Below are 25,772 nucleotides of genomic sequence, written 5' to 3'. Positions count from 1 at the left end.
GAACCGCTATGCGACTCATCATCGTCGACGACGAAGCCCTGGCCCGCGCCATCGTGCGCGAATACCTGGCCAGCCATCCGGACGTGGAAGTGGTGGCCGAATGCGCCAACGGCTTCGAGGCCGTCAAGGCCATCGCCGAACTGGCGCCGGACGTGGTGCTGCTCGATATCCAGATGCCGAAACTGGATGGCTTCGAAGTGGTCGAGCTGGCAGGCCCGCGCACCGCCGCGCGCTTCATTTTCTGCACCGCCTTCGACCAGTACGCCATCCGCGCCTTCGAGATCCGCGCGCTGGACTACCTGTTGAAGCCCTTCAGCCAGCAGCGTTTCGACCAGGCCATTGCCAATGCCCGCGCCGGCGGTGCGGCCACGGCGGCAACGCTGACGGGCCTGGGCCCCGGGGGGCAGCCGCTGGCCCGGGTGGTGATCCGCGATGGCGCCACGGTGCACGTGATCGGCTGCGACCGGATCGCCTGCGTGCAGGCCCAGGACGACTACGTGGAGATCCGCGCCGAGGGCCGCAGCTACCTGAAGAACCAGACCCTGTCGGAACTGGCGGGCCAGCTCGACGGCCAGCGCTTCCTCCGCGTGCACCGCTCCTGGCTGGTCAATATCGAAGCCGTGGCCCGCATCGAGCAGGCCACGCGCGACAGCCACGTCGCCATCCTGCAGGACGGCAGCCGCATTCCCGTCAGCCGCGCCGGCTACCAGAAGCTGCGCGCGCTGGTCAGCTAGCGTGGTGAATCACGAATTCATCGGTCAACGGACTTGTGATGCGCCACACCGGCCGCCAGCGCCGCCGGCCTGGGCTTGACTCGCCACCACGCCGGCAGCAGGGCCTGGATCTCGGGCCGGCCGAAGCGGTCGTCGATCAGGTACACGGTGCCCCGGTCGGTGACGGTGCGGATCACGCGGCCCGCCGCCTGCACTACCTTCTGCAGGCCGGGGTAGAGATAGGTGTAGTCGTAGCCGGCACCGAAGGTGGCCTCCATGCGCTGGCGGATCTGCTCGTTGACGGGATTGAGCTGGGGCAGCCCGAGCGTGGCGATGAAGGCCCCGATCAGCCGCGCGCCGGGCAGGTCGATCCCTTCGCCGAAGGCGCCGCCCAGCACGGCGAAGCCGATGCCGTGGCTCGCCACGGTGAAGCGTTCCAGGAAGGCCGCGCGGGCCCCTTCATCCATCCGCCGCGACTGGCGCCATACGGGCACGCCCGGGTGCTCCCGCTCGAACAGGTCGGCGGCCTTTTCCATATAGTCGAAGCTGGAAAAGAAGGCCAGGTAGTTGCCCGGCTCGCGGGCATGCTGTTCGGCCATCAGCGTCGCGATCGGCGCCAGCGAGCGCTCCCGGTGCTGGTAGCGCGTCGAGATGTGACCTGCCACGTGTACGGCCAGCTGGTCCGCCACGAACGGCGAGTCGACGTCGACCCAGGCCGTGTTGGCCGGCATGCCCAGGGTGTCGGCGTAGTAGTTCCACGGGCTCAGGGTGGCCGAGAACAGTGCCACCGAACGGGCCTGGGCGAAGCGCGGCTGGAGGAACGGCGCCGGCACGATATTGCGCAGGCACAGCGTGGAGTCCGGCTTGCTGCCGCGCCGCTCGATGGTGATGTCGAACAGCGAGTGGCTGCCGAAGCTCTCGGCCAGGCGCGCGAAGTGCAGGCCCTGGAAATAGAAATCGAGCACGTCGGCGTCGAACCAGGCCGGGTTCTCGGCCATGTAGTCGCCGATCTCGCTCGTGGCCGTCCCCAGCGCGTGCATGAATTTTTCCGGCAGTTCCGCGTAACCCTGGTAGTCGGTATCGCCCTGGTCCTTTTCCAGAGCCAGCCACTGGCGGTGCACCCGGTCCAGCGCCTTCCTCATGGCCGCCGGCGCCGTCTTGCGCAGCGCGCGCAGGCTGCCGTGCGCCAGTTCGGCCGAATACATCTTGCGCGCGCGCGACACCATATTGTGGGCCTCGTCGACCAGCGCGGCCACCTTCCAGTCGTTCATCACCGTCAGCGAATGCAGCAGCGCCGAGACATCGAAGTAGTAGTTGTAGTCGCCCACGATGACGTCGGCCCACCGTGCCAATTCGCTGCCCAGGTAGTAGGGGCAGACGTCGTGCGCCAGCGCGGCGGCGCGCACGCCGGCCCGGTCCAGCATCGGCTGCTGCAAGGCCAGCGCCCGTGCCTGCGGCAGCCGGTCGTAGAAGCCCCGCGCCAGCGGACAGGCGTCGCCATGGCAGGCGTTGTCGGGAAACTCGCAGGCTTTCGACTTGGCCGTCAGCTCCAGGGTGCGCAGGGGCAGCAGGGGCGCGGCGGCGCGGATGGTGGCGACAGCGTCGAGCGCCATCTGCCGGCCCGACGTCTTCGCGGCCAGGAAGAAGATCTTGTCCAGGCCATGTTCGGCGCCCGCTTTCAGCAGGGGGAACAGGCTGCCGATACTCTTGCCGATGCCCGTCGGCGCCTGCGCCAGCAGCGCGCAGGCGCGCGAGCTGGCCTTGTACATGGCTTCGGCCAGTTCGCGCTGGCCGGGCCGGAACGAAGGATGGGGAAAACGCAGCGCCTTGAGGCCGGCGTCGCGCGCGGCGCGGTGCGCCAGTTCCTGTTCGGCCCAGGCCAGGAAGGCATCGCACTGGCGTTCGAAGACAGCGCGCAAGGCGGGCGCGTCGTGTTCTTCCACCAGCACGGTTTCCTTCTGGCTGGCGATATCGAAGTACACCAGCGCCAGGCGGACGCAAGCCAATCCGCGCGCCTGGCACAGCAGGTGGCCGTAGACCTTGACCTGGGCCCAGTGCAGTGCCCGGTGGTTGGCCGGCATGCGGGCCAGATCGCCCCGGAAGGTCTTGATTTCCTCAAGGCGATTGGCGCGCGGGTCGTAGCCGTCCGCGCGGCCGCGCACGTGCAGGGCCCCATGGTCCCCGGCCAGCGCGATCTCGCGTTCGTAGTCGTCGTCGCGCCGGCTTGTCACGACGGTGTGCCCGGCGATGCCTTCCTGGGCCGTCGGCGACGGCGTGAAGCGCAGGTCCAGGTCGCCCGTCTTGGCGGTGAACTCGCACAGGGCCCGCACGGCCACGGTGTAGGTCGCACTCATGCCGCGCTCATGCCTGTACGGATTCCTGCCACTGCAGGTAGCACACCGACACGGGCATCCGGTGTCGCGCGCAGTAGTCGATCCAGCGCAGCTGGTTGTCCTGCAGCCGGTCGCCCGGGCCCTTCACTTCGATCATCTGGTAGCGGCGCTCGGCCGGCCAGAAGCGGATCAGGTCCGGGAAACCCGTGCGGTTCTCCTTGATGTCGGCCAGGATACGCTGGAACGCGGCCAGCAGGTGCGGCGCCGGGATGCAGTCCAGCGCCAGTTCCAGCAGGTCGTCGTCCAGCGCGCCCCAGTGCACGAACGGCGACGAGATGCCTTCCTTGGCGCGCCGGTTGGCGCGGATCGCGTCGCGGTAGCTGCCGTCCCCCAGCCGGGCGAAGCAGGCGGCGAAACGGTCGGCGCGGCGGCGGCCGAAGTCGGCGCTGTGCAGGTCCGCCGGGCCGTGGTGGAAGGGGTGGAAGAAGGCGCCCGGCACGGCGGCGAAGATGGCATCCCAGCACAACAGCCCGAACAGGGAGTTGATCAGGGTGTTCTCGACATAGAACACGGGCGCCTCGGCACTGGCGAGGTGGTCGCGCACGACGCCCTCGACCCACCAGTCGGGGCCCGGCAGCGGCAGGCACAGGTCGAGCCGGTCCACGGCGGCGCGCCGCGTGGCGCCGACCGGGTGGCCCAGCCGGCGCGCCAGCCGGGGCGCGATGCGCAGCAGTTGCTGGCGTTCCGCCTCGCTTTCAGGCGCCGCCTGGGCCCGCTGCAGCAGTTCCCACGCCGGGCCATGCTGCTCGTCCTTTTCCAGCACACGGATGATGCGGGCGCGTGCGCCGGGCCAGCCGCAATCGCCGTAGACGGCCAATGCGCCGGGCCAGTCGCGCAGCTTTTCCATCTGCTGTCCCATCTGGAACAGCAGCTTGTGGCGGCGCCCGCACAGCCATTCGTTGTCGCTGCTGGCCGGCGGCACGTCGGCCAGCACGGCCAGCGGGTCCTCGCCGGCGCCGAAACGCTCGCGGCAGGCATGCAGGGCCAGATACTCATCGATGTCGCGGCGGGTGCGGAAGGCCCGGGCCGAGTCGGCGAAGTCAACTTTTTCGAAGCGGAACACGCCCAGGTCGGACAGCACGAATTCCGTCCAGTCCTGGTGGTAATTGCCGAAGAAGATCAGGCGCAAGCGGTCGCACAGGGGCTGGGCGGCGATGTGCCAGACCGCATCTTCGCCATCGGGCCACCACTGCGACACCTGCTGTGCCTGGGCCCGGGCCGCACGCAGGGCGTCCAGCAACTCGCCCTTGCGGGCCGCACGGGCCGGCGCGGCATCGGGGCACAGCCGGGCCAGCACCTGCGCCAGCTCGGCCTTGAGCAACAGGTCGAACAGCTCGTCGGGCGTGACAGCGGGATCCGCTTCCAGCCAGCCCAGCTCCGCCAGCGGCGCGGCCGCCGCGCGGGGGCAACCGATTTCGTCGTAGGCCAGCTTGCTGGCGCGGAACAGCCGGCCCTTGCGCATCACCATGCGCACGAACAGGGCACGGGCATTTTGCGGCAGGGTGGGGAAGCGGGCCAGGAAGCCTTGCTCTTCGTCGTCCAGCAGGTCGCTGTAGCGTTCACCGATCCAGGCCAGCACCCGGTGGAAGTTGTCCAGGTAGTACAGCGGGTTTTCCAGTACGGGTCTCATGGACGGGCGGCGGTCGAGCGGAGGAGGCAGGGTAGGCAGAATAAGCAGGGGAGCGGCAAGGGCAAAAACAAAAGCGGCGGCGAGCGCGGAACTGTATTTATATACAGTCTATCGCGTTCGCCGCCGCTTGCCCAGCGTTTTTGCGCCGGGGTAAGGCTGGCAGGCTTAGTGCTTGGTCGGCTCGGCCGCTTCGCCGGCCGCGGCTTTCTGGTCCGCCATCTGGGCTGCCCTGGCCAGCTGTTCCTCGAAGGCGGCGACGGCCTGCCGCGTGGCTGTGGTTACCTGCTCGTAGCCCTTGAAGGCATTGTCGATGGCGGCCTTGACGATTTCGACGGCGTTTTCGGAACCGGGACGCACGTTCTTCGTCACGTCGTAGATCAGGGCAGACAGGTTGCTCTTGGCCTCGGCCAGGTGGGCATCGGCGGCGCGGGTGAATTCGTTGTGGATTTCGGAGATGATCTGGCTCAGCTGCTGGTTGTAGCCGACCAGGTTGGTCAGGTTCTGCATCTTGGCGCTGGCAGCCGCCATGGCCAGCTTCGGATCGGCGGCCTGGCTGATCTCGCGGCCGCGCGCCAGGCTGTCTTCGATGCCGCTGCGGGCCGTGTTGATATTGAGCTGGACGACCTGCTCCAGGCCCTGCACAGCCTTGCTGGTCAGCGAATTGAAGGTCTCGAGCTGGAATTCGAACAGGGCTTTGGTGGCTTGGGCAAACTGCTCTGGGTTCTGAAACATGTGTCTTCCTCCGAAAAAGATGGGACTTCAGGATGATTCAGCAGGCACGACCCTTGGCGGATCTTGTTGTTATGGATTCATTATCTGGTACGGAAGGGTTTCTCGCAACGGGAATCCCGATAGGGTCCCAGCAGCTTGCGCCAGCCCTTGCCCAGTGGCGTCTGGGAGCACACCTTGTCGCCCGACGTGACGCTCTCCCACAGCCACCACGGTGCCGGCGCGGCGTGGGCGGCGGGCAGCAGGGCGAGCAGGAGGAACCCGCACACGAGGGCGGCAGCGAGCAGGCGGGGCAGGGCAGAGGTCGTCATGGCGCGATCGCGGGCAGGGTCATGGTAAAGGTGGTGCCTTGGCCGGGCGCGCTGCGCACGGCGATGCGCCCGCCCAGCACGCCCGTGACGATATTGTGCGTCACGTGCAGCCCGAGGCCCGAGCCGCCCGCGCCGGGGCGCGTCGTGAAGAAGGGATCATACACCCGGCTCAGGTGCTCGGACGCGATGCCGGCGCCGTTGTCGGTCACGGACAGGGCGATGTCGCCGCCATCCTGCGCTTGGGCGGCCAGGGTGATGACGCCCGCCGTACCGTCATGGCGTTCGGCCAGGCCGTGCATGACGGCGTTCTCGAACAGGGCCGAGATGGCCTGGCCCAGCGGGCCGGGATAGCTGTCCATCACGAGGCCCGGGGCGATGCGCTGCTGCACCGTGGGGCGCGGCTGCGGCGTGGCCGCATGCAGGGGCAGCACCAGTTCGGCGATGAATTCGTCGAGGCGGAACTGGCGCCGCTGCGAGCTGGCCGCGTCGACGGCGACCTGCTTGAAGCTGGTAATCAGGCGCGCCGCCCGGGCCAGGTTGCGCACCACGACGCCGTCGGCCTCGTCGGCCTGCTCCAGGTAGCTTTCCAGCTCGGCGCGTCGCAGCCCCGACTGCACGCGCTGGCGCAGCGCGGCCACCCGTTCGGCCATGGCGCTGGCCACCGTCAGGCTGTTGCCGATCGGCGTATTGAGTTCGTGGGCCACGCCGGCCACCAGCGCGCCCAGCGCGGCCAGCTTGTCGCGCCTGACCAGTTCGTCCTGCGTCATGCGCAGGTTGTCCAGCGCGGCGGCCAGCTCCGCATTGGCCTGTTCGGCCTGTTCCTTGGCGCGGCGCAGTTCGGCCGTGCGCGCGGCCACCAGTTCCTCCAGGTGGCTCCGGTGGCGTTCCAGTTCGGCCTCACGGCGGGTGCGTTCGATGGCGATGCCTGCCAGGTGCACGGCCACGTGGATCAGCCGTTCGTCCTCGGCGCGAGGCAGGCGCGGGTCGCGGTAGTAGATGGCGAACGAGCCCAGTACCGTGTGCTCGTCGCGCATGATCGGCATGGCCCAGCAGGCCCGCAGGCCCTGGCTGGCCGCCAGCTCGCGGTAGTCTTCCCACAGCGGGTCGCGCTGGATGTCGGCCGCCACCACGGCCTCGCGCCGGAACATGGCGGTCCCGCAGGAGCCGACATCGGGACCGATCTTCAGGCCATCGAGCGCGGCCATGAAGTCGGCCGGCAGGCTGGGGGCGGCGCCGGCGCGGATCGTCACGCCGTCTTCGTCCAGCAGCAGCACGGTGCTGAACAGCCCCGGCGCCTGCGCTTCCACCAGGCGCAGCAGGCGGTCCAGGATGGCGTCCAGCGGCGCGCCCCGCGCCACCATTTCCAGCAGCGCGTTCTGGCCGGCGCGCAGGGCTTCGGCCATGCGCTGGCCCGTCACGTCGACCAGGCGCATGTGCAGCAGACGCATGCCGTCCTTTTCCAGCATGACGAGGCGGATCTCGCAATCGACATGGCGTCCGCTGCTGTGCTGGAAGGTCATCGGGAAGACCCGTACCTCGCCGCCCAGCACCTTGTGCAGCAGGCCCTCGACGGCTTCGGAGGAGGGCACGCCATCGGGCTGGAACGGCGGGCACAGGTCCGTCAGGCGCAGGTGCATCAGCTCCGTGCTGTCGCGGCCGAACAGGCGCTCGGCATTGCGGTTGACGTCCACCGGCGTGCCGCGCGCCGCGTCGAACAGCATGATGGCGTCGGGCGAGCCGGCCAGCAGCGTGTGGTAGTTCACTTCCAGGGTGCGCATGTCCGGCAGGGCCGGCCCCGCGGGGACAGCGCTGGCGGGACCGGGCCAGGCATGGCGCACTGTCAGTTCGACCAGCACTTTTTCGACGATGTCGGCGCTGTCGCAGGGCAGGCGGATGTAGCCGGCCGCGCCGGCCTCCAGCGCGCGCGCGCGTTCCTCGTCCGACGGGGCCGCCGACAGGATCAGCACGGGCAGCACGCGGGCGGGATCGGCCTGCACGAGGCGGGTGCACAGCTCGAGCCGGGCGCTGCCGGCCAGCGCCGCATCGAGCAGCACCATCGCGATGCCGCCGTGGTCGAGCGCCTGCAGTGCGCTGTCGCCGCGGTGGACGACCTTCACCTGCAATTCCTGCCGGGCCAGCGCCTGCGCCAGCGCCGCGTGTTCCGCCGCGCTGACGATAAGGATCGTCCGCAGTGCGGCGGGGAGGTTCAACTGCGTCATGGCATGTCCGTTCGTTGCCGATGGCCCAGTGTAGACCAAGGCGCCGTGGAGGCGCGACGCGCTTGGGAACGGGAGCGAATGCGGGCGGCGCGCCCAATGAAAAAACGCCGCAAGCTCCTGAAAGCTTGCGGCGTTCTCTGCGTGTCCGGTAGAGTGGTGCCCACGGAGGGACTCGAACCCCCACACCTTGCGGCACATGGACCTGAACCATGCGCGTCTACCAATTCCGCCACGTGGGCACTGCAACTCATTACTCCAAAAGACAGGACTTGGTGCCCACGGAGGGACTCGAACCCCCACACCTTGCGGCACATGGACCTGAACCATGCGCGTCTACCAATTCCGCCACGTGGGCCCTGTCTTTCAGTTCCGTTGCGTTGTTCAGCAACAGAAGGCACGCATCTTAATGTACCGGACCGGATCGGTCAACCGTCATTTTGTGCTTTTGCGAAATGCGCCCGCTTTTCGGGCCTGCCCACCCAGCAGCAGCAGGCCCGCTGCCAGCATCGCCATCGACGACGGCTCCGGAATGGCCGGCACGTCCCAGCCGATGGCGTCCATTGCCACCAGGTCGTTCGGGCTGATGCGCAGTACCTCGCCCATGCCCGCCGTGGGGTCCATCAGGCCGATGAACAGGTCGTCTTTCCAGTGGCTGGCCTGGCGCCCGTCGCCGTAGAGCGCGCCGGTGGAAAACTGCGGGCCGACGGTGGCGCCGCCATCGAGGGAGAAGTACTTGTCGCGCCCGTCGGCCGTCCAGTCGATGACGCCTTCGGCGGCGCTGGCGCCGGAGTAGCGGAACATGTCGAGCCCCGTTACATACGTGAATTCGTCGTCGTCGTAGATGTCCGGCGGGGTCGAGTTGAAGTCGAGGATATCGACGCCGCTGAGAAAGCCCAGCGAATGGCCGATCTCGTGGGCGGCCACGCCGACGAAATCGAAGGCATCGGCATCGACGCCGTCGTGCGGGTTGAAGTCGAAGGCGTAGTTGCTGCTGAACTGGATGAAGCCGTCGCAGCTGCCGATGCAGCCATCCACCTGCGGCGGCGTGACCGCCAGGCCCAGCGCCTTGGCCTCGGCCGTGGCGATGCGCACGAAGGAATTGTTGGCGTCGCCATCGCTGTCGATGTAGGGCGCGCTGCTGCCCGGCCCGTTCGGATTGTTGGCCGTGCGGTTCAGCAGCATATTGAAGCTGCTGCCGGAGGGCAGGTGGGCCACGGCCGTGGTGTCGAAGGTCGAAGTGGCGTCCGCCGCCAGGGCGTCGCGGAAAGTGCTGTAGCTGTACAGCTGCCGGGCCGACTGGGCCTGGCCCAGGATGCCCGGGTCGAGGGGATTGAAGCCGACGGTCAGGTTGACGGTGACATTGTCGTCCAGCAGGCTGGACCAGCGCGCCGCCGCGTCGATAAAGCCTTGCTGCGCCTGCAACGACGTGCCGGGGATAAAGGAAAAATTGAAGGTCGGTGCCGCCAGGGCGTTGCCGGCGGCCGCTGCCGCCAAGGTCATGGCGCTGAGAAAGGTCTTCATGTCAGGCTCCCGTGGATGTTGTACGCAAGCCCAGCACGCAAAAAGCATGCACAGCCGTTCTATCGCTGGGAGAGAGTCCGTTCCTGCATGGGATGCGGGCGAAAGCAGGCGCGACTGTCAAGGAGTCCGACGGTCGGGACCGCCAGATGACAGCGCCAACGAAAAACGCCGCACATCCGTGAAGATGTGCGGCGTTCCCTGCGGCTGGGCCGCGTATCCGGTAGAGTGGTGCCCACGGAGGGACTCGAACCCCCACACCTTGCGGCACATGGACCTGAACCATGCGCGTCTACCAATTCCGCCACGTGGGCACTGATGCTGCTAACAACAACTGCTGACAACGCTGAAACGAGCTACAAACTACTGACTGCGGACCCGGGAAAGCCGGGTGGTGCCCACGGAGGGACTCGAACCCCCACACCTTGCGGCACATGGACCTGAACCATGCGCGTCTACCAATTCCGCCACGTGGGCAATGCTTGCACAACTTACTGCTTCACACTAAAACAAAAACGCCGCGAGCCGGGCAACGGCGTGCGGCGCTTCCTGCGATCCAGCCCGAAGGCTGCAACGCGTATCCGGTAGAGTGGTGCCCACGGAGGGACTCGAACCCCCACACCTTGCGGCACATGGACCTGAACCATGCGCGTCTACCAATTCCGCCACGTGGGCACTGATGTTGCTACTTGCTTCTGCTATTATAGTGCCACGAAGAGTTTTGCGCCAGATGAACTTTCATTCCACACTGCACATCCGCTCCGTGCTTCACCATCTTTGCTGCTCCCGCATCGCTGCGAGAGACGAGATTATAGAGCAATATTTTTGAATGTCAAAGGGCAATCCAGGAGCGTATTTCCAACGGCATTCGACGGGCCATTTCCCGCATGTGCCGACCCGTGCCGCACGGGCGCCACGATTGGCGCGCCGTTAGGCAAACAGCCTGACCTCCGGTACACTAGCCGTGCCACCATTCAAACCAACACCTGACAATAAGATCAAAGAACAAGTTTTGAACCAGACAGCCCATACCATCCCCAGCCGCGAGGAAATCCTCGCTCTCTTCCGTAGCGCGAATGCACCGCTCGACCTGCGTACGCTTGCCATGTCGCTCGAAGTGCAAGCCGAATCCCATGCCGTGCTGACGCGGCGCCTGTCCGCCATGGAGCGCGACGGCCAGATCCGGTCGGACAGCAGCGGTTTCTACGTGCTGGCCGACCATTCCGGCTTCGTGGCCGGGCGGGTCAGCGCACACCGCGACGGCTTCGGCTTCGTCATTCCCGACGAACCGGGCGACGACCTGTTCCTGACCGAGCGGGAAATGCAGAAGGTCCTGCATGGCGACAAGGTGCTCGCCAAGGTCACGGGCTTCGACCGGCGCGGCCGGCCCGAAGGGTCGATCGTCGAAGTGGTCGAGCGGGGCAACACCCATATCATCGGCCGCCTGCTGAAGGATAACGGCGTGTGGATCGTCGCACCCGAGGACAAGCGCATCGGCCAGGACATCCTGCTGGCCGGTTCGCCCGGCAAGGCCAAGAGCGGCCAGATCGTCAGCGTCGAACTGACGGAGCAGCCGGGCCGCTTCAAGCAGCCGGTCGGCCGCATCGTCGAAGTGCTGGGCGACATGGACGACCCCGGCATGGAAATCGAGATCGCCGTGCGCAAGTTCGGCGTGCCGCACATCTTCTCGGATGCCGCCGTCAAGCAGGCCGGCAAGCTGCCCGACGTCGTGCGCGAAGCCGACTGGGGCGAGCGGGTCGACCTGCGCGACGTGCCCCTCGTGACCATCGACGGCGAAGATGCCCGCGACTTCGACGATGCCGTCTACTGCGAGCCCGTCAAGATCGGCCGTGCCAAGGGCTTCCGCCTGATCGTCGCCATCGCCGACGTGAGCCACTACGTCAAGCCGAACGACGCCCTCGATGCGGATGCGCTGGAGCGCAGCACGTCGGTCTACTTCCCGCGCCGGGTCATCCCGATGCTGCCGGAAAAACTGTCGAACGGCCTGTGCTCGCTGAACCCCGCCGTCGACCGCCTGACCCTCGTGTGCGATGCCGTCATCACGGCCGAAGGCGAAATCAAGGCCTACCAGTTCTATCCGGCCGTGATCCATTCGGCCGCGCGCATGACCTACACGGAAGTGGCCGCCATCCTGGGCAACACGAAGGGGCCGGAAGCGGCGAAGAAGCCGTATATCGTGCCGCATCTGCAGGACCTGTACGCCGTCTACCAGGCGCTCTTGAAGGCGCGCCTGGAACGGGGCGCGATCGACTTCGAGACGACGGAGACGTATATCGTCTGCAACCCGGCCGGCAAGATCGAGAAGATCGTGCCCCGCTCGCGCAACGACGCCCACAAGCTGATCGAGGAATGCATGCTGGCCGCCAATGTGTGCGCGGCCGACCTGCTGCTGCGCCACAAGCACCCCGGCACCTACCGCATCCACGCCGCGCCCACCAAGGAAAAGCTGACCCAGGTGCGCGAGTTCCTGAAGCAGGTGGGCCTGTCGCTGGGCGGCGGCGATACGCCGGCCGCGCGCGACTACGCCGAGCTGATGAAGAAGATCAAGGAACGGCCGGACGCGAACCTGCTGCAGACCATGCTGCTGCGTTCGATGCAGCAGGCAGTCTACAGCCCCGACAACATCGGCCACTTCGGCCTGGCGTACGAGGCCTATGCCCACTTCACCAGCCCGATCCGCCGCTATCCCGACCTGCTGACGCACCGCGCCATCAAGGCCATCCTGCAAGGCAAGAAGTACGAGCCGAAGGTGGCAGACAAGAGCGTGCTGAACACGACGATCTCGAACGCCACCCGCCGCCAGCAGGTCAAGGACAAGGCCGAGGGCAAGGAACCGAAGCAGGCCCGCGACCTGACCGTGTGGGACGCGCTGGGCGTGCACTGCTCGGCCAACGAACGCCGCGCCGACGAAGCGTCGCGCGACGTCGAAGCCTGGCTGAAGTGCTACTTCATGCAGGACAAGCTGGGCGAGGAATTCTCCGGCATCATCGTCGGCGTCACCACCTTCGGCATCTTCGTCCAGCTCGACCAGCTGTTCGTCGAGGGCCTGGTACACGTGACGGACCTGGGCGCCGACTACTTCCAGTACGACGATGCCCGCCATGAACTGCGCGGCGAGCGCACCGGCAAGCGCTACCAGCTGACGGACCGCGTCACCGTGCAGGTGGTGCGGGTCGACCTGGAATCGCGCAAGATCGACCTGCGCCTGCCGGAAAGCGAAACGGCCGGCATGGCCGCCGGCGCGCCGCCGTCGAAGAAGGGCCGTGGTCGCGCCACCTTCGACGACGAAGTGGCGACGGAAGGCGACGCACCGCGCCGCTCGCGTCGTGGTGGTGGTGGTGGTGGCCGCAACGGCGAGCGCAACGACAAGGGCGCCGGCAAGGGTGGCGCCCGGGCCGAGCAGCCCGCCGCCGGGCCCAGCATCACGGTGCGCTATCCGGCCGAACCGGCCGCCGGCAAGGGCTTCGACACGAGCGGCGCCAAGCCGAAGTCGAAGGCCACGGCACCGGCCAAGCGCAGCAAGACGGCCACGGCCGCTTCGCCCCGCGCGGGCGGTGCCGCCAAGGGCAAGAAAAAACGCTGATGCGCCCCTGGCATCGGCAGTAACGTAAAATAGTCGCAAAGGGCGCCGCGGTCGATCCGCGGCGCTTTACTTGTGGGCCGCATTTTCCGGCTCAGTCAGCAAAATCTTCAGCAAACCAGCAGAAACCGTCCCATGTCCAAGAATAAAATGATTTTCGGCTTCCATGCCGTGACCTCGCGCCTGCGCCACGAAGCTGCTTCCGTGGAGGAGATCTTCGTCGACGCCACCCGCGACGACCGTCGCATGAAAGACCTGATCGCCAATGCCAAGTCGCTCGGCGTGCGCGTGATGCCGGTCGATTCGGCCCGCCTCGACAAGATCGTCGGCACCCGCCGCCACCAGGGCGTCATCGCCTTCGCCTCGCAACTGGCGCTGGTCCGCAACCTCGACGAGCTGCTCGACGCCATCGACGGCCCGCCGCTGCTGCTGGTGCTGGACGGCATCACCGACCCGCACAACCTGGGCGCCTGCCTGCGCGTGGCCGACGGTGTCGGCGCCCACGCCGTGATCGTGCCGAAGGACCGCGCCGTCGGCCTGAACGCCACGGCCGCCAAGGTCGCATCGGGCGCGGCCGAAACCGTGCCGTACATCACGGTGACGAACCTGGCGCGCACCCTGCGCGAATTGAAGGAGCGCGACATCTGGCTGATCGGCACGTCCGACGACGGCGAAAAAGGCCTGTACGATGCCGACTTCACGGGCCCGACGGCGCTGGTGATGGGCTCGGAAGGCGAGGGCATGCGCCGCCTGACGCGCGAAACGTGCGACATGCTGGTCAGCATCCCCATGTTCGGCTCCGTCGAAAGCCTGAACGTCTCCGTCGCGTCGGGCGTCTGCCTGTACGAAGCGCGCCGCCAGCGCATCGCCAAGGAAGGCTGAAACCGGGGACAGTCCCCTGTTTCACGGCAACATTGCTCGAAAAATGGGGACAGACCCCATTTTTCGGGCAACAAACCAGCTCGTGGGAGCAGCCAGGTTCCGCCCGCTGCACCAGGATATCCGCAGCATCGTCGAACGCACGGCCCCCGCCTGCAATGGCCGGGCCGCCGCGCCAGCTACGTGGCCCGCATCGCCAGCAAGGATGCGCAAGCGGCGCCTCATTCTCGCGCGGCCTGCGGTGTCATGCCGAACCGCGCCGATCCTTGGCCGGTACGCTGGTACGCCTGGCGGCATTGCTGGAAGAGCATGGCATCGCCGATAATGTGTCATCGCCGAACATGAAGGAACCAAGATGACCGAAGCCGCAAGCGCAGCGTCCGATGTGCTGGACCCGTTCGAGGTCCGCGTGCTGGCCGTGCTGGCCGAAAAGGAAGCACTGACGCCGGACAATTACCCGATGTCGCTGAACGCCATTACGAACGGCTGCAACCAGCTGTCCAGCCGCGATCCCGTGATGCAAATCTCGGAAGACACGGTGGCCGACGTGCTGGCACGCCTGGCCGAGCGCCGCCTCGTCAATGCCGTGACGGCGGCGGGCGCGCGCGTGACGAAGTACGAGCACCGCATGCGCATCAAGTGGACCCTGGAGCAGGACAAGCTGGCCGTGCTGACGGTGCTGATGCTGCGCGGCCACCAGACCGCCGGCGAAATCCGCACGCGCACGGGCCGGCTGCATGAATTCAAGTCCGTGCCGGACGTAGAAACGGTGCTGCAGTTCCTGATCGATAAATATCCGCCGCTCGTGGCGAAGCTGGCACTGGCGCCAGGCACGAAGGAGCCCCGCTACGGCCAGTTGCTGGGCGGCGAGGAATCGCTGGTGCGGGAAGAGGCCGGCTATGGAACGGCCTCCGTGGCGCCTGGGGGCGCATCACGTGGCGACCGCGTGGCGCAGCTGGAACTGGAAGTGCAGCAGTTGCGCGCCGACTATGCGGCGCTGGCGGAGCAGTTCGAAGTATTCAAGCGGCAATTCGAATAGACGGCGTCGGCGTCGGGCCCGGGTCGGGCTGGTTTGCGGCCGCGATGGCGCGCAGTTCGGCCAGGCCCGCTTCCAGGTCGTAGGGCACGTCGCGCAGCAGCGCGTCGATCAGGCCGATGGCCAGGGTCAGGGCCGCGTTCGCCACGGTGCCGCAGCGGAACGGCAGGATCAGCCGGTAGCGCCCCTGCATCTTCGGCACCCTGCCGACAAAGCCTACCATCACTTCGTCGCCCGTCAGGCGGTGCAGCTCGATCGCCACGCTCTGGATCAGGCGCGCCAGTGCGATGCCCTGGCAGGGCGAATCCGGCTCCTCCGGCACGATTTCGTCGCCGACGATCCCGATCAGGCTGCGGCCGCGGCGCAGGCCCGGCAGCACCTTGGCCAGGCGCTCGCGCAGTTCCTCCATCGTGGCAGGGCAGGCGGGCGTCGCCTCGCCCAGGTCGAGAATGCTCAGCAGGCAAGGTTCCGTACTGTAGCGGTTGGCGCTGTCCAGATAACGTTGGTCGACTATTTGCATCGTATTGCCACCCTTCAAATAAGTCGCCAACGCGAGTTCCACGGGTAGCGGAACTGGCGCTGGCTGAATGGCGACATTATCCCAAGCTTCTTCCTACTCGCCCATCGGTGTATTCCGAACAGCCGTGTAAGAAAAACCTTACACTGATGAGCTGGAGAGGCGTCGGTTTCACGCGGGCGGGCGGGAGCGGACAGCGCTCTTTTCAACGCAAGTTCGCCTCCGCGAACAAATCAGCGGCTCCTCAAACTTCCTCACGGCGCTGCCGCATCCAGATCGCCACGCCGATCATCATGACCCCCGCCAGCACGCCCAGCCACAAGTGCGGCGTGCCCAACGCGGCCCACGATTGCGTATAGATGGCGTCGAGCACGCCCGAGGGATCGTTGTGCCGCGTCGCCCGTCCCGCGTTCTCTACGGCGACGTGCAGCGTGTCGACACTGAACCACGACCCCGGCACGACGCTGATCAAGAGGCGGCTGATGACGTTCTGGAACAGCCACTCGACATCGATGGCCAATCCGCCCATCTTGTTGGCCCAGGCCAGCAGCGCCGCCGTGATCAGCGGCGTGCCGACGGCCCATAGGAACACTTTCGAGCGGGCCCAGCTCGATACCATCAGCAGCCAGCCCACGGTCGGCAGTGCCCACAGCATGTACACGGGCAGCAGCGAAACCAGTTTCAACGCCGTCAGCCACAGCTGGCCCGAGCCCAGCAGCTGAGGCATCAGGTTCGGCCCGTTCACGGCCAGCACGGCCAGCCCGATCGTCGTGATGACAAGGGCAGTCGCCAGGGCCAGCGCCAGGGTGCCCAGGGGAATCAGCAGCAGGGCCAGCGCCGCCTTCGACAGCACGGTGGCAGTGTCCGACACGGGCAGCGACTTCCAGAACAGCAGGCTGCGGTCGCGCCGTTCGCCATACAGGCTGTTCATGCAGTAGAAGAACACGGTGAAGGCCATCGCCAGGTACAGGGGCGCGGCCACCAGGGGGTAGGCCGTCGCCATCACCTCGGCGACGACGCGCTGCTGGCGCACGCCCATCAGCACGTCGGCGCTGGACACGGTGCCGTCGGGCGTATTGATGCTGAACGTGGCGTTCTGGCCCTTCAGCGCCATGACGGCCGTGAACACGATCATCAGCGCCGCCAGCACCAGCGGCACCACCACCAGCGAACCCTTGTTTTCCCAGTATTCGCGCCGGATCAGCCATTGCATCGTTTTCATTCGTAGCTCCCTTTCATGCTTGCGACGAACAGGTCGGCCACGCTGGGCGTGCGCAGTTCGCCAAGGTTTTGCAGCTGCTGGCGCGGCACGCCGTCGAACAACATGACGGGCTTGCCGAACACGGTGCGCTGCGTCATCGGCTGCAGCGCATTGGCTGCGGCGGCCTGTTGGGGTTCGACCATCACCTCCGTGTAGCGCTCGCCGATCTCGTCCATCGACGCGGCCAGGGTGATGCGCCCGTCGCGGATGAACAGCAGGTCCGTCAGGATGTGCTCCACTTCCTCGATCTGGTGCGTGGTGATGACGATGGTCTTGTGTTCGTCGAAATAGTCCTCCAGCAAGTGCTGGTAGAACTGCTTGCGGTACATGATGTCCAGGCCCAGGGTGGGCTCGTCCAGCACCAGCAGCTTGGCGTCGATGGCCATCACCAGCGCCAGGTGCAGCTGCACGATCATGCCCTTCGACATGGCCTTCACGCGCAGGTTGGGCGTCAGCTTGGTGTTGGCCAGGTAGCGCTCGGCCTTGTCGCGGTCGAAGCGGGGGTGCACCCCCGCCACGAAGTCGATGGCGTCCTTGACCTTCAGCCAGCGCGGCAGGATGGCGACGTCGGCGATGAAGCAGACGTCGTTCATCAGGGCATCGCGCTGCTTGCGTGGGTCCATGCCCAGCACGGACAGTTCGCCGTCGAAGCGGCACAGGCCCAGGATGGCTTTCAGGGTGGTGGTCTTGCCGGACCCGTTCGGTCCGATCAGGCCGACGATGCGGCCCGGCTGGATCTCGAAGCTGGTGCCGTCCAGCGCGACGCGCTTGCCGTAGCGCTTGCGCAGGTCGCGGGCAGTAATGACGGCGCTCATGCGGCACCCCCGGCCGCCCGCAGCAGCTGTTCCGGGTCCAGTCCCAGCCGGCGGATGCGTTCCACCATGGCAGGCCATTCCTCGCGCACAAAGCGCTCGCGCTCGCTGGCCAGCAGTTTTTCCACAGCTCCTTGCGTCACATACATGCCTATCCCCCTCCGTTTTTCCACCAAGGTTTCGTCCACCAGCTCCTGATACGCGCGGGAGACGGTGATCGGGTTGAGCTGGAAGTCGGCCGCCACCTGCCGTACCGAGGGCAGGGGGTCGCCGGCTTTCAGCGCGCCGTCGAGCATCATGCCGATCACGCGCTCCTTGAGCTGGCGGTAGATCGGCGTCTTGTCATTCCACATACATGGTTCCTCCAGTGTCGGTGATTTATGTAACTGGTGTTGTAGTGAACTATAACAGTAAAAAATCGCTGCGCAAGGGATTTTTCCTGGGCCCCGAACCTGTCAACTCTGACAGGTAGGCGCGCCAATGCGGCATCTTCGCAACGCTTGCAATCGGCTAGTGATGGGGTTTGGGTGCACCGGGCGCCACGGCGGGCATCTCTGCCGCGGTGACGTGGTAGGCACACGGAAACGAAAACAAAGTGTTTACGAAGGTTTCCTGTTGGAAAGTCCAGCTGGATGAGCTGCTGGCAATACGCCCCGCCATTAAAGGCGATCGAAATCCGGGTCGCCGTAAAAGCGGAGATATATTTAAAGTGAATAACGGTTATATATTATCGGGATAATGACGTCTTGGTGCGGTTAATACGTATGCACAGACGGTTTTGATAAGACTAATAAAAGGAAACAGCCTTGTCCGCATTGAAATGCGTGTTTCATTGAAGCTATTGTAACGTAATATTGCAATGTGTTTGTCTCGCCAAAACAGCGTGTTATATTGATTTCGCCGATTCCGTTCCGGTAACCGTTCCTGATAGCATTTGCAGCTTATGTTGCCGCGCCGCGGTGATATACGATGGCGATGTTCCATTCAAACGGTAACCGGCGGGTGCTGACCCCAGTTATGACAAGGTGATCTCACATCGGCCGATCCCGTACACGCCTATGCAATTCCGGTTATCCTCCGGAGGCCCCGTGGCGCGTGACTGATAACTTAATCCAAACCTTATTGGCCACGAACTATCATGACACTCAACCAACTTAAACATGACCTGCCGGCCGGCATCGTCGTCTTCCTCGTTGCCCTGCCTTTATGCCTGGGCATTGCACTGGCTTCCGGCGCGCCCCTGTTCTCGGGGATTATCTCGGGCATCATCGGCGGCGTTGTCGTAGGCCTGCTCAGCGGCTCCCACACCAGTGTCAGCGGCCCGGCCGCCGGACTGGCCGCCGTGGTGCTGGCTTCGATCACGAAACTGGGCGCCTTCGAAGTCCTGCTGGTGGCCACGCTGATCGCCGGTTTCCTGCAATTGGCAATGGGCGTATTTCGCGCCGGCTTCATCGCCAATTACGTACCGTCGAATGTCATCAAGGGTTTGCTGGCCGCGATCGGCGTGCTGTTGATTCTGAAGCAGATTCCCCACGCGATCGGCTACGATCCGAAGGCGGCGGACGATTTTTCATTCGCCCAAGCCAACGGAGAAAATACATTCTCCAGTATATTGAACGCTTTCGAATTCATCACGCCGGGCGCCGTCGTTATCGCGGCCTTGTCGATGCTGATACTGTTGTACTGGGATAAAACACCCTTGAGTAAAATCAAGCTGCTGCCTGCGCCCTTGTTTGTCGTGGCGTTGGGGATTCTGCTGAATATCCTGTTCGGCCAATACGTGCCGCAACTGGCAATTGGACAGAGCCACCTGGTCGATATTCCACCGCTGGACACGGCCAATCTCGGTTCCTATCTGCGCCTGCCCGACTGGCAGCATTTCGCCAACAGCGACGTATGGGTCGTCGCCGTGACGATCGCCATCGTGGCGTCGCTGGAAACGCTGCTCAACGTGGAGGCGGTGGACAAGCTCGATCCGCACAAGCGCGAAAGCCCGCCGAACCGCGAGCTGGTGGCCCAGGGCGTCGGCAATATCTTTGCCGGCCTGCTGGGCGGCCTGCCGGTGACGTCCGTCATCGTGCGCAGTTCCGTCAATATCCACAGCGGCAACCGCACCAAGGCCTCGGCCGTGTTCCACGGCCTGTTGCTGCTGGCCAGCGTGCTGGTACTGAGCCCGCTCCTGAACCTGATTCCCCTGTCGGCGCTGGCCGCCATCCTGATCATGACGGGCTACAAGCTGGCCAAGGTCTCGCTGTTCCGCGACATGTTCGGCAAGGGCTGGTCGCAGTTCGTGCCGTTTGCCGTCACCGTCGCCGCCATTGTCATGACGGACCTGCTGATGGGTGTGCTGATCGGCCTGGGCACCAGCCTGTTCTACCTGATGCGCAGCAATTTCCGCAATCCCTATTCGATCGAGCAGTACCGCCTGCACATCGGGGACGTCATCAAGATGGAATTGCCGAACCAGGTATCGTTCCTGAACAAGGCCACCATCAAGACGGCCCTGTGGGATATTCCCGAAGGTGCGAAGGTGCTGATCGATGCCAGCAATGCCGATTTCATCGACCATGACGTGCTCGAAACCATCCAGGATTACCGCGTCGTGGCGGCCGAGCGCAAGGTGCAGTTGAATATCGTCGGCCTGCGCGACAAATACCAGTTGAGCGACCCGATCCAGTTCGTCACGGCGCTGGACAAGGAAACCCAGACCCGGCTCTCGCCCGAGGACGTCTTGCAGCTGCTGCGCGATGGCAATGAACGCTTCAAGGCGGGGCGGTGGATCAAGAAATACTACCTGCACCAGGCCGATGCGACGGCCGGCGGCCAGCATCCGATGGCCGTGGTGGTCAACTGCATCGACTCGCGCACGTCGCCGGAAATCATCTTCGATGCCGGCCTGGGCGACCTGCTGACGATTCGCATTGCCGGCAACGTGATCAGCAAGGAGATCGTCGGCAGCCTGGAAATCGCCCATAAGCTCGGTGCCAAGCTGATCGTCGTGAAAGGCCATTCCAGCTGCGGTGCCATCGGCCTGGCCCTGAAGAACGAGCATGCCCACAGCATCGGCGCCATCACGGGCAAGATCCAGACGGCCATCCGCCAGTGCCAATGCTCGGTGCCGCACGTGGGCACGACGGACAAGCACCTGCTGGAACAGGTGACGCGCCGCAATGTCGAGAACTCGCTGGCCGAGATCCTGCAAAGCAGCGCCTACCTGCGCGGCTGCATCGAGCGGGGCGAAATGGGCCTGGTGGGGGCCTACCACGATATCGCCCACCGTTCGGTCGAGTTCGGCGAGCTGGTAACGCCGGACAGCTTCGACCGCTACCTGGCGCCCCGTCCGGGACTGGCGGCATAAGGGCGGAGGGGAGGGCGGTCGGGATTGCCAGCGTATTATCAAGAGGATAAGATGCGCCTGGTTTTCCCGACCCACCCTGGAGCCCTTCGTTGTCCCTTGCCACTCGCGTCCTGCGCCGCCTTGCCCTCTACAGCCTGATCGCCCTGGTGCCGCACGTCGCGGCCGAACCGGCCCAACGCCTGCCGGGCCATGACGGCATTGCCGCCGGCATCGTCGAGGGCATGCCGCCGCCCGTCATCGACGGTCTGCTGGACGACAGCGCCTGGGCCAGCGCAGCGGCCGTTTCCCGCTTCTACCAGTATCAGCCCGAGGACGGTTTGCTGGCGCCCGACGGCTACCGCACGCAAGTGCGTGTCTTCATGGACCGGCAGGCGCTCGTGTTCGCGATCCGCGCGTGGCACCCGCCCGGTGAGACCCCGCTGGGCACCCTGGCCCGCCGCGACAAGGTGGCACGCGACCAGGACTATGTCGGCATCTGGATCGACCCCACGGGCCACGGCCGCTCCGCCCAGTTCGTGCGTGTCAACGTGGCGGGTGTGCAGGGCGACGGCATCTACCGGGCCGACGAGGACGAGGAAGACCTGGGGCCGGATTTCCCCGTCGAAAGCGCCGTACGGCGACTGGACGACGGCTACAGCATCGAGCTGCGCTGGCCCCTGTCGAGCCTGCGCTTTCCCCACGGCGCGGCCAAGCCGTGGCGGCTGATGGTGGAGCGCTCCGTGCCGGGCGCGGGCGGCATGCTGCTGCTCTCCAGCCCGCTGGACAAGAATGCCCTCAGCTTCATTGCCGAGATGGACGAGATCAACAATCTCGACGGCATCCTGCCGGCCGTGCGCGACCAGGGCTTCTGGTCCTTCCGCCCGGAACTGACGACGCGGCGCAGCCGCGGACCGGAAGGCAAGGCACGCGACACCAACCTGGGCCTGGACATCGTGGCCCGCCCGCGCGCGGACTGGGTCTTCAATGCCACCCTGAATCCCGATTTCTCCCAGGTGGAGATCGACGAACCCACCAGTGCCGGCACCACGGACATTGCACTGAGCCTGCCGGAGAAGCGCGCCTTCTTCCTGGAAAGCTCGGACGTGCTGGGCATGCGCCTGCCCGCCTTCTATTCGCGCGCCATCGCCGACCCCGCCTGGGGCGCCCGCGCCACGTTCCGGGGTGCCGCCAGCGACGCCACGGCCCTGACGGCCGGTGACGACCCGGGCGGCGTCGTGCTGCGCGGCAGCCCGTATGCCACCGACGAGTATGTCAACACGGCGCGCAGCACCGTCGCCCTGCTGCGGGGCCGGCTGCACGGTGACAGCACCGTCACGGGCGCCTTCCTGGCCGCGCGCGATTATGGCGACGGCGGGCGCGACACCGTGGCAGGCGTCGACGGGCAATGGCGCGGGGAGGCCGGCAGCGGCGGTACAGTCCAGGTCGCATGGTCGCTGATGGGCTCGCAGAACACGGCCCGTTTCGCCGACAGTGGCGTTCCAAGCCGGGGCGCCGGCGAGCAGGGCGCCCACGCCTGGGCCAAGGCGGACTGGCTGACACGAGACTGGGCCAATGCCTTGCAGCTGGAAGCCATCACGGCGAACTTCGTCAACGACAACGGCTTCGTGCCGCAGCGGGGCCTCGTCAAGGGCGAGCTGCAGGTGAACCGCCGGCTGGGTCCGCGCAGTTTCGGCGCCATCGACACGTATGAAACCGAACTGCACCTGGGCATCCACGAACAGCGCACCTTGCACGGTCCCTGGGGCGGCGCCGGCGAAGTGGTGCAACGGTGGATACGGCCCGGTTTCTGGCTGTATGGCCCGCGCCAGACCCGGCTGTGGGCCGATCTCGGCATCGACCACCAGCGGGCCGGTCCGGGCGGCCGGCTGCACCGCACGCCCGTCGTCTACATCGGCGTGGAGAGTTCGCCCTTCCCATGGCTCGTCAAGCTGGCCGGCGAGCTGACGGTGGGCCGCCAGCTCGACGTCGACGCCGATGCCGTGGGCCGCGGCGGCACCCTGGAGGCGCAAGCGAGCCTGCGCCTGCCCCTGCCGGGGGGCTGGAGCCTGGAATCGGACCACCGGTGGAACCGCTCGTGGGTGCGACACCGCTCGCGCCAGGACTATCGTGACTACGGCTGGCGCTGGGTCGGCACGCTGCACGCCACGGCGCGCGACTCGCTGCGGGCCATCGTGCAGAATACGTCGTCCAGCCGCCTGGCCGGCGACCTGCCGGGGGCGGAGAGCGGCAACTGGCCCTGGTTCGCGGGGTTGGAGCCAGGGCAGGAACGGCAGCGGCACCGCTCGCTGCTGTACCGGCATATTCCCCGGCATGGGCGGTCGCTGTCGGTGGGAGCCACGTCCGACGCCAATGGCGCGCTGCCGGGGAACAGCCGGGTGGTGACGGTGAAGTTGCAATGGGAGAGTTGATCGGCCGATCCCAGCTCATGGGCGGGGTGTCCACCGTCGCGGTGGACACCGGGGCGCCACGACGTTCGGGAGCTGGTGTCCAGACATTGCACTGTCCCTTCGGTTCTGTTCTTCGACTGCGCCGTGCAATGAATTAAGGCGGCCCCCATGTTATTGCTCTGGTTTTCTCTCCAAGACGCCCGTAGTTTAGCTGCGGGAAATCAGTATAAAGTGGGTGCGCTCGGCGCCTTGACAGAGAATTAAATTTCTATAAACTCCACGCATTATCTGGCAGGGTTTTCCCTGCGGGCGGTCGTTTGCCTGACCGGCACAGGCATATACGTCGAATATTCTGTCGGATCAGGCTTATTCCTGCCAAAATCATTATGATATGAATGAAAGACGTATTGCAATAAAGAAATCGCGGGCGCTGCCGGAAGCGTCGGCCGGCGAATTTTCACAATGGTTGCAGCATACACGCAGCGCACAGCAGGCGCGCGATATCGGCGCCGATGTTCCCTGCAACGAATGCAATGCATGCTGCCGTTCGTCGATGTTTATTCACATCAGAGCCGATGAAATCCGCAGCTTGAACCGGATTCCCAAGCAATTATTGTTTCCTGTGCCAGGCCTTGCCAAGGGGCATCGCCTGATGGGGTACGACGATAAGGGGCGCTGTCCCATGCTGGTCGATGACAGATGCTCCATCTATGAAGATCGGCCCCAGACCTGCCGTGATTACGACTGCCGCATTTTTGCCGCAACTGGAATCACGCTCGACGAAAAAGTGCAGGCTGGAATTTCCGCGCAGGCAAAGGCCTGGCGTTTCACATATGCCGGCGATGCAAATCGCCTGGAGCATGAAGCAGTACGCGCAGCGGCCATGTTCCTCAAGCAGAATGCCAAGCTGTTTCCGCCGCAGGTCCTGCCGCTTAATCCGGTGCAGCTGGCGCTGACAGCATTGAAGGTGTACACGGTGTTTCATAAGCTGATGGAGCCTGGCAGTAGTGCAAACAGTTCCGATACCGGGATCGTCGAAGCCATCATGGCCGCCATGGATCAATTCGATGGTGTACCTGCAGTGAAGGCAGAGTCTGCTGAAACGGAAAAGCCGCGTTTCGCAGCGGGGCCTCATCATGGGCGAGCTGCAGCTGAACCGGCGGCTGGACCCGCGCAGCGCCGGCGCCATCGACATGTATGAAACCGAGCTGCCCCCGCGGCTGCACGAACAGCACTGCCCGGTCCCGGGGCGGCGCCGGCGAAGTGGTGCAGCCGCGGATACGGCCAGGTTTCTGGCGGTATGGCGCACGCCGGAGCCCGTCATGGATTGAATGACAGGCTTTCGCCAGTAGCGTTCGAGCGAAGGCATTCTGAACGGCTCACGAGTGTCCAGCTAACTCGTGGCGATTGAGCTGAACTGAGACGGACCAGCGCACTTTCGCACGCGAAAGTCGATCAATGCGAAGAATTGCGTGGCGTCGGTGGCCGCAATGGTTTGCCAGGATTCCGCTCCGCTTCCGCCTGCAACCCCGGCAGAGGGGCCTTTTCGTCGTTCAAGGAGGTTTCGTATGTATGGGAACATCGTGCGGTTCGGGATCGGATTGGCGGGCGGCCTGCTCGTGTGGCAGGTCGCCTTGGCCGATACGCCCTTCATGATGGACGCCGGAACATTCGCCAACCAGATGGCCATCCCTTCCATGATGGGCCGGCTGGAAAAGAGCCACAAGACGATCTTCGGCGAGTCGGTGGAGCAGTCGTTGGGCCGCTCCAATGACGGCGCGGCAAAAGGCCGGCTGCCGCGGCCGGTGTCCTTCGCCGCCGTTCCCGGCGTGCCGCCAGCCCGCGCTCTCGTGGCGTCCTATCCTCCCGGCCAGCGGGCCAGGGTGGAGGCGCTGTTCAAGGAGCTGCTCTCGGGCTATCGCAAGATCGAGGCGCAGTTCGGCATTCCACGCAATGATGTGGGCGGTGCGGTGGCGGCGTTTATAGCGGGTAGTTACATGGCCTACCGCGACGTCGACTTCCCCGACCAGAACTTCCAGGCCTTGGTAAATCAAATGCGCCTGGCGCTGGCCAGCAACGGTGCCTTCGCGCACACCTCCGACGCGCAGAAGCAGGAACTCTACGAGCAGATGGCCATCCTGGGAACCTACATGGCGCTCACGCGCGATGGGTTGAAGCAACGACCCGATGCGCAGGTGGCGCGCAACCTGCAGCGCGCCGCCAAGAGCTACCTCGAGCAGCTCCTCAAGACCGACGCCGATCGGGTGCAGCTTACCAAGACCGGACTGGTGCTGCGCTGAACCAGCAATGACATCCCAGGCGAAGTGCCACTCGGGTTTGAGACCCGGGGCGGCCTTCCCTGGACGGCTGCGGCCCGGTCAGCGACCCGAGCCATATTCTGATATCAT

The 25,772-nt window shown here is 65.6% G+C and carries 18 protein-coding genes and 5 tRNA genes; 8 read left to right on the top strand and 15 right to left on the bottom strand.

Translation table 11 applies throughout. The annotated features are described in order from the left end of the window. Positions 1-8 precede the first annotated feature (8 nt). Entirely contained in the window at positions 9-734 is a 726-nt protein-coding gene (locus GM672_RS08255; RefSeq protein WP_155470050.1) for a LytR/AlgR family response regulator transcription factor, read from the top strand. Positions 735-751: 17 nt separating this feature from the next. Here the strand turns inward: GM672_RS08255 and GM672_RS08250 are convergent, their stop codons facing one another. From GM672_RS08250 to GM672_RS08200, 11 genes are all read right to left on the bottom strand, one after another. After that, positions 752-3,067 carry an ATP-dependent DNA helicase gene (locus GM672_RS08250; protein ID WP_155470049.1) on the bottom strand — a complete coding sequence of 772 codons (2,316 nt, stop codon included), beginning with the start codon at positions 3,065-3,067 and terminating at the stop codon, positions 752-754. 7 nt (positions 3,068-3,074) lie between these two features. Next, positions 3,075-4,736, bottom strand: a complete 1,662-nt coding sequence (locus tag GM672_RS08245) for a VRR-NUC domain-containing protein (protein ID WP_155470048.1) — start codon at positions 4,734-4,736, stop codon at positions 3,075-3,077. A gap of 165 nt (positions 4,737-4,901) precedes the next feature. Then, a complete protein-coding gene (locus tag GM672_RS08240; protein ID WP_155470047.1) occupies positions 4,902-5,468 on the bottom strand; it encodes a phasin family protein in 567 nt (188 codons plus the stop codon). A gap of 80 nt (positions 5,469-5,548) precedes the next feature. After that, positions 5,549-5,776, bottom strand: coding sequence for a hypothetical protein (locus GM672_RS08235; protein WP_155470046.1), 228 nt, complete (start codon positions 5,774-5,776; stop codon positions 5,549-5,551). Beyond that, positions 5,773-7,995: an ATP-binding protein gene (locus tag GM672_RS08230; RefSeq protein WP_155470045.1), complete on the bottom strand. Its 2,223-nt coding sequence runs from the start codon at positions 7,993-7,995 to the stop codon at positions 5,773-5,775. The genes GM672_RS08235 and GM672_RS08230 overlap by 4 nt, the downstream gene beginning before the upstream one ends. Positions 7,996-8,149: 154 nt before the next feature. Beyond that, positions 8,150-8,234, bottom strand: a tRNA-Leu gene (locus tag GM672_RS08225). Positions 8,235-8,265: 31 nt separating this feature from the next. Continuing rightward, a tRNA-Leu gene (locus GM672_RS08220) sits at positions 8,266-8,350 on the bottom strand. 77 nt (positions 8,351-8,427) lie between these two features. Then, on the bottom strand, positions 8,428-9,516 hold the full coding sequence (locus tag GM672_RS08215; protein ID WP_155470044.1) for an NF038122 family metalloprotease: 1,089 nt from the start codon (positions 9,514-9,516) through the stop codon (positions 8,428-8,430). Between the two features lie 226 nt (positions 9,517-9,742). Beyond that, a tRNA-Leu gene (locus tag GM672_RS08210) sits at positions 9,743-9,827 on the bottom strand. Between the two features lie 78 nt (positions 9,828-9,905). Beyond that, positions 9,906-9,990: transfer RNA gene (locus GM672_RS08205), tRNA-Leu, on the bottom strand. Positions 9,991-10,103: 113 nt separating this feature from the next. Further along, positions 10,104-10,188, bottom strand: a tRNA-Leu gene (locus GM672_RS08200). Positions 10,189-10,525: 337 nt separating this feature from the next. Between GM672_RS08200 and rnr the strand changes: the two genes are divergently transcribed. The 3 genes from rnr to GM672_RS08185 all read left to right on the top strand — a co-directional run bounded on the left by rnr (position 10,526) and on the right by GM672_RS08185 (position 15,032). Beyond that, on the top strand, positions 10,526-13,117 hold the full coding sequence (rnr, locus tag GM672_RS08195) for a ribonuclease R (protein WP_155470043.1): 2,592 nt from the start codon (positions 10,526-10,528) through the stop codon (positions 13,115-13,117). Between the two features lie 132 nt (positions 13,118-13,249). Further along, a complete protein-coding gene (gene rlmB, locus GM672_RS08190; RefSeq protein WP_155470042.1) occupies positions 13,250-13,996 on the top strand; it encodes a 23S rRNA (guanosine(2251)-2'-O)-methyltransferase RlmB in 747 nt (248 codons plus the stop codon). 352 nt (positions 13,997-14,348) lie between these two features. Then, a complete protein-coding gene (locus GM672_RS08185; protein WP_155470041.1) occupies positions 14,349-15,032 on the top strand; it encodes a YceH family protein in 684 nt (227 codons plus the stop codon). On the opposite strand, the gene GM672_RS08180 is transcribed toward GM672_RS08185, so the two are convergent. The 4 genes from GM672_RS08180 to GM672_RS08165 form a co-directional block, all read right to left on the bottom strand. After that, a complete protein-coding gene (locus tag GM672_RS08180) occupies positions 15,013-15,549 on the bottom strand; it encodes a cyanophycin synthetase family protein (protein WP_155470040.1) in 537 nt (178 codons plus the stop codon). The genes GM672_RS08185 and GM672_RS08180 overlap by 20 nt on opposite strands. A 241-nt stretch (positions 15,550-15,790) precedes the next feature. Continuing rightward, a complete protein-coding gene (locus GM672_RS08175; RefSeq protein ID WP_155470039.1) occupies positions 15,791-16,768 on the bottom strand; it encodes a hypothetical protein in 978 nt (325 codons plus the stop codon). Then, positions 16,765-17,622, bottom strand: a complete 858-nt coding sequence (locus tag GM672_RS08170; RefSeq protein WP_155470038.1) for an ABC transporter ATP-binding protein — start codon at positions 17,620-17,622, stop codon at positions 16,765-16,767. The genes GM672_RS08175 and GM672_RS08170 overlap by 4 nt, the downstream gene beginning before the upstream one ends. Further along, positions 17,619-17,972 (bottom strand): GntR family transcriptional regulator, encoded by a 354-nt coding sequence (locus tag GM672_RS08165; protein WP_155470037.1) that lies wholly within the window; start codon positions 17,970-17,972, stop codon positions 17,619-17,621. The genes GM672_RS08170 and GM672_RS08165 overlap by 4 nt, the downstream gene beginning before the upstream one ends. Positions 17,973-18,757: 785 nt before the next feature. On the opposite strand from GM672_RS08165, the gene GM672_RS08160 reads away from it, so the two are divergent. The 4 genes from GM672_RS08160 (at position 18,758) to GM672_RS08145 (ending at position 25,664) form a co-directional block, all read left to right on the top strand. Next, on the top strand, positions 18,758-20,977 hold the full coding sequence (locus tag GM672_RS08160; RefSeq protein ID WP_155470036.1) for a bifunctional SulP family inorganic anion transporter/carbonic anhydrase: 2,220 nt from the start codon (positions 18,758-18,760) through the stop codon (positions 20,975-20,977). An 89-nt stretch (positions 20,978-21,066) separates the two neighbouring features. Next, positions 21,067-23,385 (top strand): DOMON domain-containing protein, encoded by a 2,319-nt coding sequence (locus GM672_RS08155; RefSeq protein WP_155470035.1) that lies wholly within the window; start codon positions 21,067-21,069, stop codon positions 23,383-23,385. A gap of 370 nt (positions 23,386-23,755) precedes the next feature. After that, positions 23,756-24,565 (top strand): YkgJ family cysteine cluster protein, encoded by an 810-nt coding sequence (locus GM672_RS08150; RefSeq protein WP_155470034.1) that lies wholly within the window; start codon positions 23,756-23,758, stop codon positions 24,563-24,565. Between the two features lie 367 nt (positions 24,566-24,932). Then, positions 24,933-25,664, top strand: a complete 732-nt coding sequence (locus GM672_RS08145; RefSeq protein WP_155470033.1) for a DUF6683 family protein — start codon at positions 24,933-24,935, stop codon at positions 25,662-25,664. Positions 25,665-25,772: the final 108 nt, after the last annotated feature.

The organism is Pseudoduganella buxea, from assembly GCF_009720835.1.
Lineage (GTDB): Bacteria > Pseudomonadota > Gammaproteobacteria > Burkholderiales > Burkholderiaceae_D > Rugamonas > Rugamonas buxea.
This window is presented reverse-complemented; position numbering and strand designations above follow the sequence as displayed.